Source organism: Armatimonas sp. (assembly GCF_043757465.1).
Lineage (GTDB): Bacteria > Armatimonadota > Armatimonadia > Armatimonadales > Armatimonadaceae > Armatimonas.
The window spans coordinates 1-17767 of sequence record NZ_JAYVPL010000115.1 but is presented as its reverse complement, the minus strand read 5'-3'; the positions used below and the strand labels follow the sequence as shown (position 1 = coordinate 17767).

The 17767-nt window shown below is 57.4% G+C and carries 17 protein-coding genes and 1 pseudogene; 9 read left to right on the top strand and 9 right to left on the bottom strand.

Going from position 1 to position 17767, the window contains the following annotated elements; translation table 11 throughout:
- The first annotated feature begins 114 nt into the window (after positions 1–114).
- The 6 genes from ACH2ED_RS15390 (at position 115) to ACH2ED_RS15365 (ending at position 5999) form a co-directional block, all read left to right on the top strand.
- Positions 115–945 (top strand): IS982 family transposase, encoded by an 831-nt coding sequence (locus tag ACH2ED_RS15390; RefSeq protein WP_395092876.1) that lies wholly within the window; start codon positions 115–117, stop codon positions 943–945.
- 55 nt (positions 946–1000) lie between these two features.
- Positions 1001–1735, top strand: a complete 735-nt coding sequence (locus ACH2ED_RS15385; RefSeq protein ID WP_395092873.1) for an alpha/beta hydrolase — start codon at positions 1001–1003, stop codon at positions 1733–1735.
- Positions 1736–1778: 43 nt separating this feature from the next.
- A complete protein-coding gene (locus tag ACH2ED_RS15380; RefSeq protein ID WP_395092870.1) occupies positions 1779–3260 on the top strand; it encodes a transglutaminase family protein in 1482 nt (493 codons plus the stop codon).
- On the top strand, positions 3257–4114 hold the full coding sequence (gene aroE, locus ACH2ED_RS15375) for a shikimate dehydrogenase (protein ID WP_395092868.1): 858 nt from the start codon (positions 3257–3259) through the stop codon (positions 4112–4114). The genes ACH2ED_RS15380 and aroE overlap by 4 nt, the downstream gene beginning before the upstream one ends.
- A complete protein-coding gene (locus ACH2ED_RS15370; protein WP_395092865.1) occupies positions 4111–4779 on the top strand; it encodes a hypothetical protein in 669 nt (222 codons plus the stop codon). The genes aroE and ACH2ED_RS15370 overlap by 4 nt, the downstream gene beginning before the upstream one ends.
- A 68-nt stretch (positions 4780–4847) precedes the next feature.
- A complete protein-coding gene (locus ACH2ED_RS15365; RefSeq protein ID WP_395092862.1) occupies positions 4848–5999 on the top strand; it encodes an aminotransferase class V-fold PLP-dependent enzyme in 1152 nt (383 codons plus the stop codon).
- Here ACH2ED_RS15365 and ACH2ED_RS15360 read toward each other — a convergent pair.
- The 3 genes from ACH2ED_RS15360 to sigH form a co-directional block, all read right to left on the bottom strand.
- Positions 5945–7969, bottom strand: coding sequence for a hypothetical protein (locus tag ACH2ED_RS15360; RefSeq protein ID WP_395092860.1), 2025 nt, complete (start codon positions 7967–7969; stop codon positions 5945–5947). The genes ACH2ED_RS15365 and ACH2ED_RS15360 overlap by 55 nt on opposite strands.
- Before the next feature lie 3 nt (positions 7970–7972).
- Positions 7973–8329 (bottom strand): tetratricopeptide repeat protein, encoded by a 357-nt coding sequence (locus tag ACH2ED_RS15355; protein WP_395092857.1) that lies wholly within the window; start codon positions 8327–8329, stop codon positions 7973–7975.
- Between the two features lie 98 nt (positions 8330–8427).
- Positions 8428–9084: an RNA polymerase sporulation sigma factor SigH gene (sigH, locus tag ACH2ED_RS15350; protein ID WP_309687517.1), complete on the bottom strand. Its 657-nt coding sequence runs from the start codon at positions 9082–9084 to the stop codon at positions 8428–8430.
- 277 nt (positions 9085–9361) lie between these two features.
- On the opposite strand from sigH, the gene ACH2ED_RS15345 reads away from it, so the two are divergent.
- The 3 genes from ACH2ED_RS15345 to ACH2ED_RS15335 are packed head-to-tail and all read left to right on the top strand — an operon-like array spanning position 9362 to position 12379.
- Positions 9362–9982 carry a sigma-70 family RNA polymerase sigma factor gene (locus tag ACH2ED_RS15345; RefSeq protein WP_395092855.1) on the top strand — a complete coding sequence of 207 codons (621 nt, stop codon included), beginning with the start codon at positions 9362–9364 and terminating at the stop codon, positions 9980–9982.
- Position 9983: 1 nt separating this feature from the next.
- Complete coding sequence (locus ACH2ED_RS15340; RefSeq protein WP_395092852.1) at positions 9984–10772, top strand: anti-sigma factor family protein; 789 nt, start codon at positions 9984–9986, stop codon at positions 10770–10772.
- Positions 10769–12379, top strand: a complete 1611-nt coding sequence (locus tag ACH2ED_RS15335; protein ID WP_395092849.1) for a tetratricopeptide repeat protein — start codon at positions 10769–10771, stop codon at positions 12377–12379. Before ACH2ED_RS15340 ends, ACH2ED_RS15335 begins: the two co-directional genes overlap by 4 nt.
- A 54-nt stretch (positions 12380–12433) precedes the next feature.
- On the opposite strand, the gene sdhB is transcribed toward ACH2ED_RS15335, so the two are convergent.
- The 6 genes and pseudogenes from sdhB to ACH2ED_RS15305 all read right to left on the bottom strand — a co-directional run.
- The gene (gene sdhB / locus ACH2ED_RS15330) at positions 12434–13201 is read right to left on the bottom strand and encodes a succinate dehydrogenase iron-sulfur subunit (protein ID WP_395092846.1); all 768 of its coding nucleotides are present in this window, start codon (positions 13199–13201) and stop codon (positions 12434–12436) included.
- Between the two features lie 9 nt (positions 13202–13210).
- On the bottom strand, positions 13211–15034 hold the full coding sequence (gene sdhA, locus ACH2ED_RS15325; RefSeq protein WP_395092843.1) for a succinate dehydrogenase flavoprotein subunit: 1824 nt from the start codon (positions 15032–15034) through the stop codon (positions 13211–13213).
- 1 nt (position 15035) lies between these two features.
- Complete coding sequence (locus ACH2ED_RS15320) at positions 15036–15821, bottom strand: succinate dehydrogenase (RefSeq protein ID WP_395092840.1); 786 nt, start codon at positions 15819–15821, stop codon at positions 15036–15038.
- Positions 15822–15922: 101 nt separating this feature from the next.
- On the bottom strand, positions 15923–16450 hold the full coding sequence (locus tag ACH2ED_RS15315; RefSeq protein ID WP_395092838.1) for a hypothetical protein: 528 nt from the start codon (positions 16448–16450) through the stop codon (positions 15923–15925).
- Positions 16447–17373: a rod shape-determining protein MreC gene (gene mreC / locus ACH2ED_RS15310; RefSeq protein ID WP_395092835.1), complete on the bottom strand. Its 927-nt coding sequence runs from the start codon at positions 17371–17373 to the stop codon at positions 16447–16449. Before mreC ends, ACH2ED_RS15315 begins: the two co-directional genes overlap by 4 nt.
- A gap of 92 nt (positions 17374–17465) precedes the next feature.
- A pseudogene (locus tag ACH2ED_RS15305) lies at positions 17466–17767 on the bottom strand (exo-alpha-sialidase); the annotation flags it as partial.

Genomic DNA, 17767 nt, shown 5'->3' with positions numbered 1-17767 from the left:
TTGAAACTCCCGGTGTAGAATGAGTTTGACAACCAAACCTACCCCAGGAGTTTCCCCATGAGTATAGCCCAATCAGACACTGTTTTAGATGGCCCCATTACCATAGAGTATCAAATGACATCTGTTTTCTGTCAGACAGATGACTTCCTCAAGCAAAATCCAAAGCTGGCAAACTGGCGAAATTCCAACAATGACCAGCCCGAGTTTACCGATGCTGAGGTCATTACCATTGCCTTGATGCAGCCTATCTTCGGAGTGTCCAATCTCAAACGTGCCTATCTGCTCACTAAGAATTTCTTTGCCAAAGCTTTTCCTAAACTACCCAGCTATGCACAATTCATCGCCCGTCTTCATGCCCTGGGTTCTTTTATCGGAATGATGACAATGAAAATTGCCCTTAGAAGTGCGGGAGATGGCAACGTATTTCTGATAGACAGTAAACCTATTCCTGTCTGCAAGCTAATTCGACACTGCAAAGTTCGTCTTCTCCGTGACCAAGGAGCCTACTTCGGAAAGAATAAGGCAGGTTGGTACTTTGGTTTCAAACTACATCTGCTTGCCCACAGTGACGGTACAATCCTAGGAGCGTTCTTAACGCCTGGAAACTGGGATGATCGTGATGTTGCTGCTGCTCTTGCTGAAGGTTTAGAGCCAGAGAGTATTTTGATCGCAGATTTGGGTTACCGTGATTCCAAAGAACTGGAACCTCTTCTAGCAGAGCAATACGGTGTTATATTAGTGACTCGTTCGCATGCACCCAAGCGGTTACGGCCTCTGATATCTTGCATCCGCGAGCGCATCGAGACCGTTTTTTCTTGCTTCTGGAACCGTTTTATAGACTTAGTCTTCTCACGATCCTTCACAGGGTTATGGAGTACAATCCGTATGAAAATGCTTCACTACACATTTTGCAAGGCGGGAATTTTGCCCCCGCTCAACCCATGACTGGAGTTGGCTTAGGCAGGTGCCTCTTCGGGAGCGCCTACGGTAGAATAGTGGCATGGCATTTCTGGACTACCACTACTTCTCCAACGCCCTGGGCAAGCAAACGGCGGCGTACGTACTTCTTCCCGAGGTCGGTGAGGGCCCGTTTCCCGTTCTCTATCTGCTGCACGGTCTCTCGGACAACCACACGATCTGGCTGCGGCGCACGGCGATCGAGCGCTATGTCGCAAATCTCCCGGTGATTGTGGTAATGCCCGATGGGGGGCGCGGGTTCTACGCCGATGCGGCGGCAGGCTATGCGTACGGGAAAGCGATTGGCGAGGAGCTGGTGGATCGGATAGATAAGACGTTCCCGACGCAAGCAAGCCGTGCGGGGCGCGTGATTGCGGGGCTCTCCATGGGCGGCTACGGTGCTGTGCGGCTCGCCCTCGCCTATCCTGAGCGCTTCCGAGCGGCGCACAGTCTCTCGGGCGCGATGGGTTTTGGCCATAAAGATCCGAACTGGGAAGACCCCCGCACCTCCGAGTTCGCGCGGGTGGTCGGGGAGGGCTACAAGGGCGGCCCCTGTGATCTCTACGCCCTGGCGCAGACGAACCAGGCCGCGGGAACACTCCCTGAGCTGCGCATTGACTGCGGCACCGAAGACTTTCTCCTGGAAGACAACCGCGCGTTTAACGCCTTTCTCACCGAGCACGGCATCCTGCACGAGTACGAGGAGTTTCCGGGAGCGCACACCTGGGAGTACTGGGACACACACATCCAAGACGCGCTGACGTTTCTTTTTCCGTAAACTCCCTAACCCACCCCCATGAACGGGGGCGATACAATAGCCCATGAACCGACTCTTCGCCGCGTTTCTGGTCGTGTTGCTTGCTTTACCAGGGTTTGCACAGATGCCTGGTGCGCCCAAAGCGGTTTATTTTGGCATCTTTCTGAAAGAGAGCAAGCTGGGGCACATGTACCAGGAAACCGATAGCATGGCCCGTTATAAAGGCAAGCCCGCTGTCAAGGTTCTCGTGCGCTCCGTGATGAACATCGCTCTGTTGGGTGCGGATGGTGCCATCACAACGAGCGCGGTAGTCTACCTGGATCCAAAGACGGGTGTCACGCTCGCCGAGGAGTCCCGTACGGAGGCGTCCGGGCGGGTGACGGAGATAAAAGCCACCTACACGGCAAACTCGGTGAGCTTTACGGCCACGGTGCAGGGCGTCGTCAAGTCTGGGACACTCACGCTCAAGCCGGGCGAGTCGTTTGTGCGCGATCCCTCGGATGGCCCAAGCCAGAAACCCGTGCCGGGAACCCGTGTTAAAGGGAAAGCTTTCTCGTCGGACACCCAGACCCTGGTGGACATCGAGATCCTGGTCGGCGCAAAAGAAACCGTGGTTGTTCAGGGGAAGGCCGTCACCGCCTACAAGATGCAGACAACCTCCAGCGTCCCCTCGACATCCTATGTCAATGAGGACGGTGAGCTGCTCCTGTCGCGTGTTGCTCTGGGAATTGAGATTCGCCGCCTGCCACGAGAGCTGGCGCTGATGACCGGTAAGAATATTGACCTCGCCGACTCAATTGGGGTGCGTCCCAGCGGGGCATCCCTTGAAAAAGCCGCACGAACGTCGCACTATGCCGTGTACGAGCTAGGTCGAGTCACCCGTCCCCTTCCCCCCAAGGACTCCGTACAAGGCTGGGAAGCGCTTCCGATTCCTGGGGAAGAAAAAAACGAGAAGACCCTCCGTGTCATTGTCACCGTTCTGGATCTGCCGACCGAGCCAACCGTGCCCGTGTTCGCCGTGCGTGACGCCGCCCCGGAACGCTTAAAACGCTTCCTGAGCGCAACACAGTTCGTCCCCTGTGATGATCCCTCGTTTAAGACACTGGCCCGCAGGGTCATCGGAAGTGAGACCGACGCGGCGAAAGTGGCGCAGCTGCTCACAGAACATACCCACAAGACCATAAAGCCAGACCCCAGTATTCTGGCGGTGCGAACGGCGCAAGACATTCGCAAAGACCCGCGCGGGGTCTGCCGGGACTACACGACTTACTTCACGACTCTTGCGCGTGCGATCGGGCTCCCGACCAAGCAGTGTACCGGCCTGGCCTATGCCAACGGGATGTTTTTGTACCACGCGTGGCCGGAAGTCTGTGTCGGCCAGGATGCCCGTGGAGCGGATCTCTGGGTCGCACTGGAGCCGACCTGGGGAGCGCCCTTCGCGGATGCCACACACCTCAAGCTGGCCGAGGGGGAGATCACGGACATCGCAAACATCGCCGCCGACATGGGCAACTACACCATCAAAGTGCTTGAGGTGCGCGATTGATTCGCGGCACCACGAAGGTTTGTGGCGTGTGGGGCTGGCCGGTGACACACTCCGCCTCCCCGGCGATGCACAATGCGGCGTTTGAAGCTCTCGGGCTGGACTTTGTCTATGTCCCGTTCGCGGTCTCCCCGGAGAACCTCAAGCAAGCCGTTGCAGGCGTGCGTGCACTGGGAATGGTGGGCGTTAATGTAACTGTCCCCTTGAAAGAGCGCATTATTGAGTTCCTTGACCGACTAACGGAGCGAGCGGAGCGCCTAGGAGCTGTGAACACGCTCTTCTGGGAGGGTGACAAGCTCTGCGGCGACTCCACCGACGGCCCCGGTTTTCTGGCGGCTCTTCCCATTGCACTGACGCCCAGCATGACGGCTGTCGTCCTGGGTGCGGGGGGGAGTGCCCGTGCGGTCGTGGACGCCCTGGTACAGTCTGGCATCCGAGTTCTTGTCGCCAACCGCACCGTCGAGCGTGCCGAAGAGCTCGTAACACGCTTCGGGGCTGCGGGTGCCCTCCCACTGGAAGAAGCCCCACTCCGCGAGGCACTACGAGACGCATCTTTGCTTGTCAACACCACCAGTATCGGGATGCACCCGAACCACACCGAGCAGCCGCCCGTGCCCGAAGATGCCCTTCACCCCGATCTTTTTGTAACCGATCTCATCTACAACCCCGCACAAACCCGCTTGTTAGCACGGGCGCAGCAACACGGCTGCGGCACGCAAAACGGAATCGAGATGCTCGTGCAACAGGGAGCGATCTCCTTCACACGCTGGACCGGGCAGGAGGCGCCTCTAAAGATTATGCGCACGGGCGTGAAACAATTCCTCGGAAAAACCGATACAATAATTGAAGCCCTATGACCAGCCTCAATGAACGCTTTCTGACATTTCTTGATGATGAAAAACCGGTGCCGGATCGCCGCCCTGTGCAGGGAACACTGGCAATCGTCGGGGGGATCCTGACTCTCGTCCTCTGCGTGGGCATTGCCTTGCTCTGGAGCAAGCTGTACGCGTCACCTCTTTTTCCTCTGGGACTCTGGCTGATGGGCTGGGGAGTCGCGCAGCTTTTCCAGACACAGCGTGAGCGTGGGCTGTCCGTACGTGTTCGGGAGATCGCCGCGCAGGGCCAGCGTGTGAACGGCTATCTGATTCGTGCAAGTGATGCGCTCTACCGGCCCGGCTCGAAAAAACACCCCTGTCAGGTTCTCATCAGCTTCCAGCCCGAGGTTTCCGGGGATCGGGAGTACATGCAGCACCTGGCACAGCGCTGGGCGGAACAGACAACGCGCCGAGAGCATCCCGTCCGCTACCGCCGCCAGAAGCTCCCACTCGCCCTCACCGACGGCTCCCCGGTCTACTGCTGCGATCTGTTCGTCCACCCTGGCCTCCTCTCTTCCGGCTATCTCACTAGCGCCATCCTGCCCTGTATCGCGGAGTTTGGCGATAAGGGAGGCATAGAGCTCGTCCCCTACTGGCTTCTTTTCCCCTACATCGAGTCCCCACTCGGCCAGCGCCAGCAGGTGTAGCCCGCCTCATGAACAAGGATCGCTCACCTGCATAGACGGATTGCACACGTTCCGGTAAGATGGGACGCATGAATATCGAACACATCCGAGCGGGGATGCCCGCACTCTCGGAGACTCTCCAAGTCAACTCCGGCACGAAGGGGATCTGCGCTGCTCCCGTGGTCGAGGCATTGCTGGAGAATACCAAGCGTGTTGAAGTCGGCGGGTACCTGGGCTACTGCGAGATGCAGCAAAAGGCCGCGAGCGCACGGGCACGCCTAGCAGGTTTCTTCGGCTGCGACGATAGCGAGCTGGCGTTTACGGGCAACGCGACCGTCAGCCTCAATGTCGCGCTGGCCCTGCCGTGGGAGCGCTGGGATGCGCCCGTGGATGTCCTGATCTCGGACCACGAGTACCCTACCACGAACATGCTCTTTGGCTACTTAGAGAAGATCGGCAAGGCGCGGCTGATCCGCTATGTCTTGTCGGAAGACACCGAGGCGATGATTACCTCGCTGGAGCAGAATGTCACGGCGGGAACGAGGCTGGTTGTCGCGTCACATATCTGCTGCAATACCGGGCTGCGCACGGACCCAAAGGCGCTCTCAGACTGGGCGAGGGCGCGGGGGATTGTCAGCTACATTGATGGCGCACAGGCGGCGGGGCAGCTTCCGATTAACCTGAAGGAGATTGGCTGCGATCTCTACATCACTAACGGACACAAGTGGCTCTTTGGCCCCAACGGGGTCGGGCTGCTCTACGTGCGGGCGGGTTTCACTAATGAGCTGACGCCCGTCATGGTCGGGATGGGAACGATGAACTTTTCCGAGCACGGCTCGTGGGCACCCGGAGCGCAGCGTTTTGATCTTGCGGCCACACGCCCCGCGCAAGTGCTGGCGACAATGCACGCGGCGCTAGACTGGCTGGAAGGGCTAGAATTTAAGAATATCTGGGCGCGGCAGCAGGCGCTCACGGCGTATGTCAAGCGGCGGATTTCAGAGATGCCGGAGCGCTTCACGCTCATCACACCTCAGGAGTTTGAGAAATCCTCAGCACTGGCAAGTATCACCATCACGGGGAAGACAGGCGAGCAGATCGGCGCGTTTGCGGGCAAGATGCTCCAAGAAAAACGCGCCTTTCTTCGGCCCGTGCCAGAGTTCGACGCCCTGCGCCTCTCGATGGCCTACTACAACACCGAGGATGACTTCGAGCGGGCTTTTGCAATGCTTGCCGAGCTGTAGGCCAGCAGCGCCAAGCCAGCCAGTACCAACCCAAGCTTCAGCGAGCCAGGAACCGTAGGGTCCGGCGGCGGGGCATCGTGGCCGGCGGCGTTGTAGTAGATCACCATATCGGACTCCGAGTAAGCAACGGGGAGCTCCGTAAGCACCTCGCGACCTGGCGCGACGACGATATACTTCGCCCCAAGAGCGACGGCGGCATCTATGCTCTTGATAAAGACGATATTGCCGTTCTCTTGTGGGCTGGGATTAGCGCCGCCGGTCGCCTGCTCAATGTGCTCTTTGGATTTTTTATAGAACAGCGAGTCGTAGCCAGCAATATCATGGAGGCCATAGACCGTGAGGGCGTTAGGGGGGAGAACCGCGTTCTGGGGCGCTTCGTGGCTATTGCTCCAGCGCGTATTTAGAGGAGCAATCAGTGCGTTTTTGGCGTGTTTCTGGAGCCAGGAAATGCCAGGCGTTACGGGATAGACCTCGCGTGCGGGCAGAGTGGGGTTGTAGCCCCAGCCCCAGGCGAGTAGTTCCAGCAGCGTCAGCCCGACAGCGACAGGCCGAACCAAGCTCTGGCGCGGCCCCAGAAACAATATCGCGGCTCCCAGCGCAAGCCAGACGAGCGCAAGTAGAAATCCGGGCTGTGCCTCCGCAAAGACTGCCGCCCAATCTGTCCCAGCAACATTCATCGCCAGGGCCAGCCCGATTGCCATGGAAAAAATAACGGCCACTAGCACGCCACCCCGTAGACGAATCGAGGCAGTCTTGAGCGCATCGAGTCCAAAACCGGCCAGCAGTGCGAGCGCAAGGGCGGAGATCACGAGGACACGGCCAGGGTTATCGGTCTGCATCCAACCGGGAACGAGAAAAAAGAACGGGAGATTGGCCCACGTTCCAAAGGCCATGAAGAGAGTATAGAGCGCAAGCACCGCAAAGAATCGCGCCGGGCGTGCAGCCAGCGCCCCGAGGAGTGCCAAGAGGAGTGGGAGTATTCCGACATAGTTGGCCCACTCCGCGTAGTTATTATTGATGGGTCTTCCATCGCGGGAGTAATTTGTATTCCAGTAACCCCCTGCTCCCAAACTCGGGTTTCCAAAGAAATTCGGAACCGTGAAGGTCAACAGGCTCTGCGGAGGTAGGCCATAGGCGCTCTTCGTTTGAAAAAGGTCTAGGTTGGGACGCCCTGCCGCGGCACGGTGGGAAAGTTTGGAAAGCTCCAGTGAGGGGAGAACTTGCGGGGCGGCCAGGCAGAGAGCAAGTGTTCCCGCAGCAAGCATTCCTCCCCAGCCACGTGGCTTTCGCCCATGAAGCACCAGGGCGTAGGCTCCGGCGGTCAGGAGCACAAAAAGTGCCACCTGGAGATGCCCCGAGAGGAGCACCAGCCCGCCCAGTAGACCCGCATCAAGCGCCTTGCCTCGCGCAATCGCCAGCAGGAGCCAGGGGAGCCAGGCAGTGGCGCATAAAAAGGTGGGCAAGTTGAGCCAGCAGATCACGGGAGCGCAGAGAGAAAACGTCGTGGAGGAGAGCAGCGCCCCCGTCCGAGAGACGCCTAGTGCGCGGGTAAGGCGGTAGATTCCCACGGCTGCCAGGAGAAGATGGAGGGCGGCACAGAGTCCAAAACCATACCAGACATTCTGCTCGCCCAGTGCGACAAAGATCCAGTTGGGGGGATAGAGGGGTGCCGACTGGGAGTTTGCCAGGAGCGGGGTTCCTCCCTCACCTGAGAAGGTGTAGGGATTCATGAGGGGTAGATGCCCTGAGCGCCACTCTCGTGCGACCTGAACTCGCCAGGGGTAGAACTGTGCGATGCCATCAAATTGCAAGACATTCCAGGCTCTAGGCAGTGTCTCCGTCGTCTTCCAGGGCGCTAGGTGCTTGAGCTGATCCGTAGGAAGAAAGGCTTCTCCGAGAAAAAGCGTACGATGGAATAGGGTTAAGGGAAGTAGTAATAGAAACGCAACAATCAGCCCACGTGCCTTCATGAGTTAGAACGCACTGAGAAAATCAAGCTGTTGTTGTGCATCATCATTGAAAGGATCGGCTTTTATTACCCATAGAAACATTTGTTTGGCACGTTCGAATTCACCGAACATCGCTAGGGCTTTTCCGTAGCTCATGATGAAGAACAGATTGTGGGGGGCCAGCTTACATGCATACTCCAGTGTCGGCAAGCAGTCGTCTGTCACCAGAAAACTGTAGACGAGCCCGAGCTCATGATAAGCGTCCGCATTATTTGGTTGCTCTGCGATCACTGATTTGAACAGAGAAACCGCTTCATCATACTCGCCGTTGATTCGATGTTGAACTGCTCTCTGAAACCGTGCCGCCACGTCTTCCGCCATGCAACCGTCCTTCCATTAGCACACCCCTATTCTCGGAGAGTGAAATAGTATACAGAGTATACCTGCCTCCTTTTCAGGAGGCAATAGGCATTTGTATTTTAGAAGCGAAGCTCGGAGAGATCTGCATCTCCCACGACAATACAGGAGACCTTACGCTTAATTCGTGCAAGAGCATTGTCAACCGACTTGGTCTTGCAGTCAAGCTCATCAGCAATCTCGCGATAGGACTTGCCTAGCTGATAGCCCGAGAGGACGAGCCACTCGAACTCGGAAAGCAGACGCTGAAGATTATCCCGCAGTTCCCGTGTGTCTTCGCAACGCAACACCACCTCTTCAGGATCCATTGCATTCTCGCCTGTTAGAACCTCGGAGAGGTTCCAGTCGGCCAGAGGATCTTCCGAGGGGCTCTCCAGAGAGAGCGAAGTGTTGAGCGGTTGCTGTTTCTGCCGTGTGGCGGTCTTGATGGCAGTGATAATATGGCGCTGAATACAGACTTTGGCAAACGCAGGGAAGGAGATTGCCTTATCGCAGCGGAAGTCCACCACAGCCTGCCAGAGCCCGATCATTCCAACCTGAAGTAAGTCATCTTTCTCCGCACCTACCAGGAAGTAGGACTTCACTTTGGTCTTGACCAAGTTGCGGTACTTGTAAAGCAGAAACTCTGCAGCTTCCGCTTCGCCCCCCTGGGCTCGAGTGACAATCTCGCGATCAGAAAGATCGGCGTACCGAAGTAAGCTGATGCGAGGTATATCCATACCGGGTCTCGTCGTGATGATCACGCGACGTTGTCCTCACTCTTTTCTTGGGATGGTGAAAAAAAACCACAGCCGGGCAACGTGAGGGAACACTCCCTCTTGAGGTCACTGCCTGCTTCCCTGCTGTTGGCTATTCACTCCTCATCTGGCATTATACCGGCCTTGAGCGCACGCATCAAGAAAAAAGTCAGTCTAATTTTGAAGGATTCTTTACTGTGGAGAATCACATTAAAAGAACGGTACGCGTTTCCATGGATATGATGAGATGGCCTACTCAATGACTGGCACAAGAAAAACCTCAGCAACTACTGAGGCGGAGACCGTTCGCCACGTGAGCTTTCATGGTGACTCGGAGCTTGCACGCCGTGCAGCCGGAGGGGATACGGATGCTTTCAGCACCCTCGTCGCCCGCTACCAGCGTCCGATGGCTGCGGTCGTCTCACGGATGACCCGTCGCTCAGACGATGTAGATGATATCGTCCAGGAACTTTTTTTACGTGCGTGGCGTGGCCTGCCGCGCTTTCGAGGCGAGAGTCAGTTTTCTACTTGGCTCTACCGGATCGCCGTCAATACGGCGATTAAACACAAGCAGCGCTCTAAACCGGAGCTGATGCAGCCCCTCCCGACCGAAGAGACGGGGGGAGGTCTGGATCAGATGCAGGCTTCGGAGGAGACAAACCCGGAGTCTTTAGCCCAGCGCAGTGAGCGAGAGCGCCTGCTGCGCGATGCTGTCCAGTGCCTGCCCGAGAAACAGCGTATCGTGGTTCAGCTACATTATTTCGATGGGAAATCGTGCGAGGAGATCAGCCAGATCATCGGCTGCTCCGTCGGCACCGTCTGGTCCCGGCTCCATTACGCCTGTAAGCGTCTGCGGTCGGTACTGGGGGAATCATTTTAATATGGGCGTCTTTTGCCTTCTGTATCAACCAAAACTAGCAGCACTCGCCTCAGGCGAGCTGCCTCAGACACTTGCGGTGCGCGTCGAGCGGCACCTAGGGGCCTGCATCCACTGCCAACAGGAGTGGGTTATGCAGCAACGCCTGGTAAAAGCGCTCCGCGGAGCCGCCCCCTTGCCCGCTGCTTCGTCACCGTTTCTCTGGGAACGCCTCGAAGCAGCTATCCAGAGTGAGGCTCCGCGCCCTCCCGTGTTCCACTCGCGCCGACTGGCCCCACTAGGTGGCTTGGCACTGGCAGGTGCGGCGGCAGCAGCGGTCTTCGTTGCGTATCCTCAGGGTGTGCTGCGAGTCCCGAACACGCCCCAGGCTATTTTACGTCCGAATATTAACCACAGGATCACGGGGGCGCAAGCAACTCCCCCACCTGCGCCTAAAGCCCTCACAGCCCTGAATCAGGCACGTCGAACCGAGACAAAGGTAGCTTCGAATAAGCCTGTCAGCGACCCCTTTGCCCTCCGGGGCGGGCGCACCACGCCATCCGTCTTCCCGCGGCGCAAGCATTTACCTCCGCTCACGGCTAAAGATACGGTTAAAGATACGTTACTGCCGACCAAGATCAACGCGGTCGCGCATCTGGAGCTTGGAGCCGTGCATATCCAGACAGCGGAGTTTAACCGAGAAGTCAAAGAAGCCGAGGCGCTTGAGCGCAGCTCCGCGCAGCGGGCAACCAGTACCCCAACGGATGCCATCGCGTCTGCTCGTGGGGAAGCGAACTTGGGGATCTTCCAATGATACTCTTTCAGACTCCCACCGTAGATATTCGGCCTGCCGGACTCTCCGCCAAGGCGCTGGCCGAACTAAAAAGTGGCGACAGGAGCTTGGGGCTCGGGGAATTCGCCGCCGCGACAGGCAGCTACATCCGGGCGATGGAAGCCGCTCCCAATGCACTCGTTGTGCGCTGGTCTCTGGGGCTCTCTCTCTCCGCCCTGCGCCGAAGCCCCGCACTCGCCGTCCAGCAGTACCGTGAAGCCACACGTATCGCGGAAGACGATTTGATCACGGCGCTCTTGCTACAAGGAGCACTTCAAGAATACGGTGACCGAGGTGCCGCCCAGCAGGTTTATCTCGACACCGTGCGGCGTTTCAGCCGCCCAGGTCAGCCTGGCCTCGACGCCTCGGGCTCTCTGAAACGCATTGAGGCGGCGCTCAAGCAATGCCCCAACTCACCTGTACTGGCTCTGCTTCAGGGAGATGCCCTGCAAATAGAGCTTCGGTTCCAAGAAGCAGGACTCTCGTACCGACGTGCCATCGGGAGCGCCCCTTACTGGCCCAAGCCCAAAATTAATCTCGGACTCTCCTATCTGGCTCAGGGTAAGGCAAACCAGGCGGTTCTCACACTCGAAGGAGCTCTGAAGACCGATCCGGCGAACCCACGTGCGCTTCTGGCCATGGGCGATGCGCAGCTCCAGTCCGGCAACCACAGCGGAGCACTTAAGCTCTACAATCAGCTCAGCCAGGTAGAGTCAGTTGCGGTTCCTGCGGCCACCGGCGCGGCACGGGCGAGTATGGCTCTCGGTCAGGCCAGCGTCGCCGTCAGCAATCTTAAAAATGCGCAGAAGCGGGCTCCCAAAGACCCTACCCCCGTCGCAGCGCTTGCAGACATCCAGATGAAGACCGGCAGCTTTGCCGAAGCAGCCGACTCTTACGCGTCCGCACTCAAACTCTCTGAGGAAGGTGGATTATTTGCGGCACGACCTAGCCTCCAGCGTGCACTTGCGGAGGCACAGCTCTCGGCAAAACGCCCTGGCGATGCCCAGCGGACACTACAGAAGGCTCTTCGGGAGGATCCGGAGAACGAGGCGCTCTGGCGTCGCCTACTCGCCCAGTCTTATCTTGAGAAAAACGACCGGCCAGCCGCGGAGATGGAGCTTAAGCAGGCACTGAATAACGAGCACTCCCTCTATCCCCAAGAGACCTTGCAGGCCATCGCGGCAGAGGGCTGGACGGAGAAATTTATCGCGGGCTATCAGGCAGATCTGGCGGGTGCCCGCACCGGTGTTCGGGGATCGAGTAGCACTCAGACTGAAATTGTGGTGCGTTCTGTGCCAATCTCCAAAGAAAACGAAATCGTCGCGCTGGCAGGTCTCGCCCACTTACTGCGCTTCACCAGTGCAGTTCGTGACGAGGTCAGTGTCCGGCGGGATATGGTGCACCTACGCGGCTCAGGAGCGGACTGGTTTCTGCTCGCTCAGGCTCAAGAGAGATTAGGGGATAATGCAGATGCTCGGGCATCGTATGGACAAGCAGGAAGAAAAGGAGATCTGTCCTCCGGGATTCAGAAACTGGCAATTGCGAGGATCCGCACGCTCGCCAGCCTACCTGGACGCAGAGAAGAATAAAGAACAAAAAAAGCCCCGCTGAGTTTTCAGTGGGGCTTTTTTTATTTGACGGGGCTACTTACCAAGCCATTTCTTGATTCGATAGATAGTCGTGTCCCGGTTGATCTCCGCGATGGCTCGTGTGAGCGGAATATCTTTCGGGCAGACCTGGACACAGTTCTGAGCATTTCCGCAGCTTGCGATTCCATCCTCGCCAGAGATGGCTTCCAGGCGCTCGTCCGCATTTAGCTTACCGGTCGGGTGTGCATTGAAGAGTCGCACCTGGCCAATGGCAGCGGGTCCAATGAAGTTCGATTTTTCACTGACCTGCGGGCATGCCTCAACACAGCAGCCACAGCTCATGCACTGAGAAAAGTGGTAGGCAAGCTGCTGGTCTTTCTGCGACATGCGTTGTCCTGGCCCAAGATCGTAGGTGCCATCAATAGGAATCCATGCCTGAATCTTTTTAAGATTCTCAAACATCCGGGAGCGATCCACCACCAGATCGCGGACGGTAGGGAACTTACTCATGGGGGCCAGGTGCAATCGGCGTGTGTTGCCTTGCAGCGGCGCGACAGTGTCAATGAGCGCGGAGCAGGCCTGCCTGACTCTTCCATTCACGCGCACCGTACAGGAGCCGCAGACTTCCTCCAGACACGCCTGATCCCACGCCACCGGAGCGACTTTCTCGCCTTTAGTATTGACAGGATGCGCCTGAATCTCCATGAGAACCGAGATCACATTCATGCGCGGCTTGTACACAACATCGAACAGCTCCTCGTAAGAGGCAGAGTCCGGGTCTTTTTGCCGCAGAACAGTAACTTGTATGGTAACATCGGACATTTTCTTTTCCTAGCTCGCCGTGTAGTTGCGCAGGCGAGGCTTCACCTGAGAGAGATCCACTGACTCGTAGCTGATCTTCGGATCGCGCGGGTTGGCGGGATCGAATTCCGCAATCGTGGTTTTCTGGAAGTTCTCGTCGTCGCGCTGCACAAAGTCGGGCTTGTAGTGCGCCCCTCGGCTCTCATCGCGCAGAAGCGCACCTTTCGTGATAATTTTTGCCAGAACCAACATGTTCTTAAGCTGGCGGGTAAAGGGGATGGTCTGGTTGGACCAGGCTCCCACATCACTGGTACCGATATTTTCGTAGCGGTCTTCCAACTCGTCGAGTTTCTCCAGTGTATGCTGTAGGCGGCTGTTGTAGCGCACTACAGTCACGTTCTCGGTCATGACACTACCAAGCTCGCGCCAGAGCAAGAAGGGGTTCTCGGAGCCGCTCATGCCCTTGATCTTCTCGTACTGCTCACTGCGTGCACGAGCTTGCACCGCTAGCTCGGACTCCGTGCCGTCAGTGTGCTTACTGAGATTATCAACATACTTGACCACAGCGGGCCCGGTGATCTGCCCGCTTGTCAGACAGGAGAGCAGAGAGTTCGCTCCCAAGCGGTTGGCACCGTGGTACTGATAATCACACTCACCCACCGCGAAGAGCCCGTCAATATTGGTCATGTGATAGGGCGTGGAGTCTGGGTTAGTGCCGTCGTTGACCCAGATACCGCCCATGGAGTAGTGCACCGCGGGGAAGATACGCATCGGTACATCCCGGGGGTCATCGCCGACGAATTTCTCATAGATTTCCAGTACGCCTCGTAGCTTTTCGTCCAGCTTCTTACGGTCGAGGTGAGTGACATCAAGGTAGACCTGATTCTCTCCAAAGACCCCCATTTTCTCATCAACGCACTTGGCGAAGATCTCGCGGGTGGCGATATCGCGAGGCACGAGGTTACCGTACTTGGGGTACTTCTCCTCCAGAAAATAGAGTCGCTCGCTCTCGGGAATGCTCTGTCCCTGACGGGGGTCGCCGGGCGTCTTGGGAACCCAGACACGTCCCCCCTCGCCTCGGACGGACTCGGAGATCAGCCGGAGCTTGTCTTCACCGGGAACCGCTGTCGGGTGAACTTGAACAAACTCCCCATTGGCATAGCGGGCACCCTGGTGGAAGATCGCCCCGGCCGCCGTCCCTGTATTAATTACGGAGTTGGTGGATTTTCCAAAGACCATGCCGGGGCCGCCGGTGGCGAGCACCACGGCATCGGCGTGAAATGCCTTGATCTCCATGGAGCGCAGGTCCTGTGCGACAATCCCGATGCACTTGCCCGTGCCGCCTTGATCGCGCACAATCCCAAGAAACTCCCAGAACTCGAATTTCTTGACCCGTCCTTCAACCTCAGCGCGGCGTGTTTGCTCGTCCAGTGCGTAGAGAAGTTGTTGCCCGGTCGTGGCTCCGGCATAGGCGGTACGGTGCTTGAGGGTTCCTCCAAAGCGCCGAAAGTCCAAAAGGCCCTCCGGAGTCCGGTTGAACATCACCCCCATGCGGTCCAGAAGATAGATAATCCCTGGAGCGGCATCGCACATCTTTTTGATCAGGGTTTGATTGGCGAGAAAGTCTCCCCCGTAGCACGTATCGTCAATGTGCAGCCCCGGGCTGTCATCCTCACCTTTGGTATTCACCGCTCCGTTGATACCGCCCTGGGCACAGACACTATGGCTGCGCTTGACAGGAACCAGGGAGAAGAGATCCACACTGCCACCAGCCTCGGCGATCTTAACCGTGGTCATGAGCCCCGCGAGCCCACCTCCCACGACAATCACTCTTGCTTTTGTTGGTCCTGCCATATTACTTCGCCTCCGCCTCTTTCGTGGCAACTTGCCCGTCGATCAGTGCCTGAAGAGAGTCGTACTTTTGGGCGAGTGGCTGTCCCTTGATCGCGAAGTTAATGGCAATCGCCCAGCCCAGCAGCCCTAGGCCCACCCCAAGAAGCAGACCAACAGCGGCAGCGGCCCTCTGTGCCTCTTTGCCGATGGTGATTCCCCAGCGCACACAAAAATTCAGCACACCATTACCCAGATGAAACGTGGCGGAGCCCACCCCGATCAGGTAGATCACAAGGTACCAGGGCCGCGCAAAGCGCCACGCCATAGCGGCATAGGAAATCGAGGCAAAGCCTTTCTCATGACTCTCTTTACCGGCCGCCAGCTCAATGAGATACTTCCCCGCTGTCGTGTCGAAGACATGGTAGAGAATGTAGGCAAGCGCCAGGACTCCCGTCCAGCGTTGCGCGACATAGAGCCAGTTGCGTCCGTAGCCGTAGTGCGATGTGTTCCCACCCGGCCCTGGCATCTCCGCCACAAGCCACAGGCCATAGATCGCATGGAAGAGTATCGGAATAGCAATGACCGCAATCTCCAGCAAGACCACAAACGGAGCATAGCCAATCGCTTTCACCGCCGTGTTAAACTCCGTCTCACCACGCAGGGAGTACGAGTTCGCCACTAGGTGAAAAATCATAAACGCACCAATGGGAATCACCCCGGAGAGAGAGTGGAGCTTATGGAGAAAGTAGGTATCTTTGAAGAGCGCCTTGCTGCCTGGCTGCCCCCGTTCAATGGTTGTTGTTGCCATGACTGAATTATAGACGAGAGTCCAGTCAGAAGTAAAGCGAATTTTATCAATAAAGATTATGAGATTTGCTTCTAAATTTGAACTCGTTCAATTTCCCGGAGTCAGGTGCGTGTCTGCCAGCGCAACAAAACGGCTATGGGCAACGCGACGAGCATGTTCAATCCCGCTCCCACAAACGTCAGAGAGAGCCAGTGGTAGAGTCCGATTCGAGGAACCGACAGCCCGTAAAGAAGCCCGGCAATAAGGCTTCCCACCCCAACCCCCAGGAGCGTCACCAGCACTCCCGCGCGAACAAAACGCTTCCGCAGCCCACCGACAAGCCAGGCCGCGACAGTGCGGGTGACCAGATACGTTCCCATGGTCTGGCCGCTGATCGCAGCCATCATCAACCCGGAAAGAAACCCTGCGGATGCCCCTAAGGGAGCATTGGTTAGTAGCGCGACGCAGAGAGCCAGTGCCAGGAGAAAGTCCGGTTGTGCCCCTAGAAATCCCAGATGCGACGAAACGGTCGCTTGGAGACCAACCCCGGTCATAAGCAGCAGGAAATAAAGAACGATTGCTTGCCACGAAGGCGGGCCACTGGCAGCTGCGGCTGCTGTAGTCGGTGTGATCATCGTCCCACGGCTCACAGCTGTTCCGTGTCCTGTTTCGAAGTGGGTAGAAGTTTCGGAGTGGGCAGAATAAGAACTTCGCGAACCATCCCCGGCATGGGATTAAAGGGCCTCACCCGCGCAATTTTCAGTAAGTGCGTGGAGTCCTCTTGAACCGTCGTAACCGTTCCAATGGGAATCCCAGGAGGGAAAATTCCGCCTTGTCCCGATGTGGAAACGATGTCGCCAGGTTTAATGGACACCGTTCTCTCCAGATGCACAAGGTCAAGTGCATGGCGACGATCTAGCTTATTATTGCCTTGCTCAACACCCCGCAGAATTCCGTAGGCAGCTCCCCCTCCGACCGTCGCCCCAACGCCAGAGTCGGTGTCGGTCAGAAGGCGCACCTTCGCAGTAAAAAGTCCAACATCGGTAATTTTGCCAAGCAGTCCTTCCGCTGTGCGGACCACTTGATCGCGGACGACACCATCGCGGCTACCACGCCCCAGTGTTATGGACTGCTCGAGTGCTGTCGGTAGCCAGGCAATCACTTCCGCAACCATGGGCTTAGGCGACTTGGGAGCCGTAAAGGCTAGCAGCTGCTGCAGGTGCTCGTTCTGGGCCTCGACCGACTTAAGACGCTCTGTCTCCAGCTGAAGCGCCGCGAGTTTTTCTTTTAGTTGCCTATTCTCACGCTCCAGTGCCACACCCCCGAAAAGCCCACGCCAGGTCGTGGTGACACTCTGGTTCGAACGGGCGGCTACTGCCTGAGCGGGTCCCGCAACCAGTTGGGCTCCAAGAAGTACGGGATCTGCCTGCCCACGGGACTGGAGACGGTTATGCAGAACTCCCAGCACAACGCCTCCCACGATGAGCAGGCCAACTATCGTTCCCCAGGCGATCTTGAAACCTCGCCGTTCCACACGGGGGTTCCAGCCCCCACTCAGCCGTTTACGCCGCATAGCCCCTCCCCTTTTGCGTTTTAAGGACTCTAGATTCGCGTTTAGACTAATTTGGCGGTGGAAACCGCGCTGGAAAGAGGCGTTGTCGAGGGTCACGTAAAACGCTTGCCGTCCGAATCGAGCGGAACGATAAAGACCGACCCGCTATCGGTGACCGTCAGGCCAAAGCCAAAGTTTGACGGCAGGCCGCTTTCGATCTCTTGCCACGTTTCAGCACCATCGCGGCTGCGGTAGACGCCGTGATGGTTTTGTAGGAAGAACGTGTTCTTTTTCCGCGGATGGCGGGCAATCTTGTGGACGCACTGGCCGAATTTTGGATATTGGTTTGGCAGGAAAGAGGCCTTGACGCCGGTGTTGGTCACATTCCATTTAGTGCCGCCGTCAGACGATTGAT

Coding starts and splice junctions, on each gene's coding strand:
- ACH2ED_RS15390 (WP_395092876.1), top strand. CDS start 115: ATGACATCTGTTTTCTGTCAGACAGATGACTTCCTCAAGCAAAATCCA.
- ACH2ED_RS15385 (WP_395092873.1), top strand. CDS start 1,001: ATGGCATTTCTGGACTACCACTACTTCTCCAACGCCCTGGGCAAGCAA.
- ACH2ED_RS15380 (WP_395092870.1), top strand. CDS start 1,779: ATGAACCGACTCTTCGCCGCGTTTCTGGTCGTGTTGCTTGCTTTACCA.
- ACH2ED_RS15370 (WP_395092865.1), top strand. CDS start 4,111: ATGACCAGCCTCAATGAACGCTTTCTGACATTTCTTGATGATGAAAAA.
- ACH2ED_RS15365 (WP_395092862.1), top strand. CDS start 4,848: ATGAATATCGAACACATCCGAGCGGGGATGCCCGCACTCTCGGAGACT.
- ACH2ED_RS15360 (WP_395092860.1), bottom strand. CDS start 7,969: ATGAAGGCACGTGGGCTGATTGTTGCGTTTCTATTACTACTTCCCTTA.
- ACH2ED_RS15355 (WP_395092857.1), bottom strand. CDS start 8,329: ATGGCGGAAGACGTGGCGGCACGGTTTCAGAGAGCAGTTCAACATCGA.
- sigH (WP_309687517.1), bottom strand. CDS start 9,084: ATGGATATACCTCGCATCAGCTTACTTCGGTACGCCGATCTTTCTGAT.
- ACH2ED_RS15345 (WP_395092855.1), top strand. CDS start 9,362: ATGACTGGCACAAGAAAAACCTCAGCAACTACTGAGGCGGAGACCGTT.
- ACH2ED_RS15340 (WP_395092852.1), top strand. CDS start 9,984: ATGGGCGTCTTTTGCCTTCTGTATCAACCAAAACTAGCAGCACTCGCC.
- ACH2ED_RS15335 (WP_395092849.1), top strand. CDS start 10,769: ATGATACTCTTTCAGACTCCCACCGTAGATATTCGGCCTGCCGGACTC.
- sdhB (WP_395092846.1), bottom strand. CDS start 13,201: ATGTCCGATGTTACCATACAAGTTACTGTTCTGCGGCAAAAAGACCCG.
- sdhA (WP_395092843.1), bottom strand. CDS start 15,034: ATGGCAGGACCAACAAAAGCAAGAGTGATTGTCGTGGGAGGTGGGCTC.
- ACH2ED_RS15320 (WP_395092840.1), bottom strand. CDS start 15,821: ATGGCAACAACAACCATTGAACGGGGGCAGCCAGGCAGCAAGGCGCTC.
- mreC (WP_395092835.1), bottom strand. CDS start 17,373: ATGCGGCGTAAACGGCTGAGTGGGGGCTGGAACCCCCGTGTGGAACGG.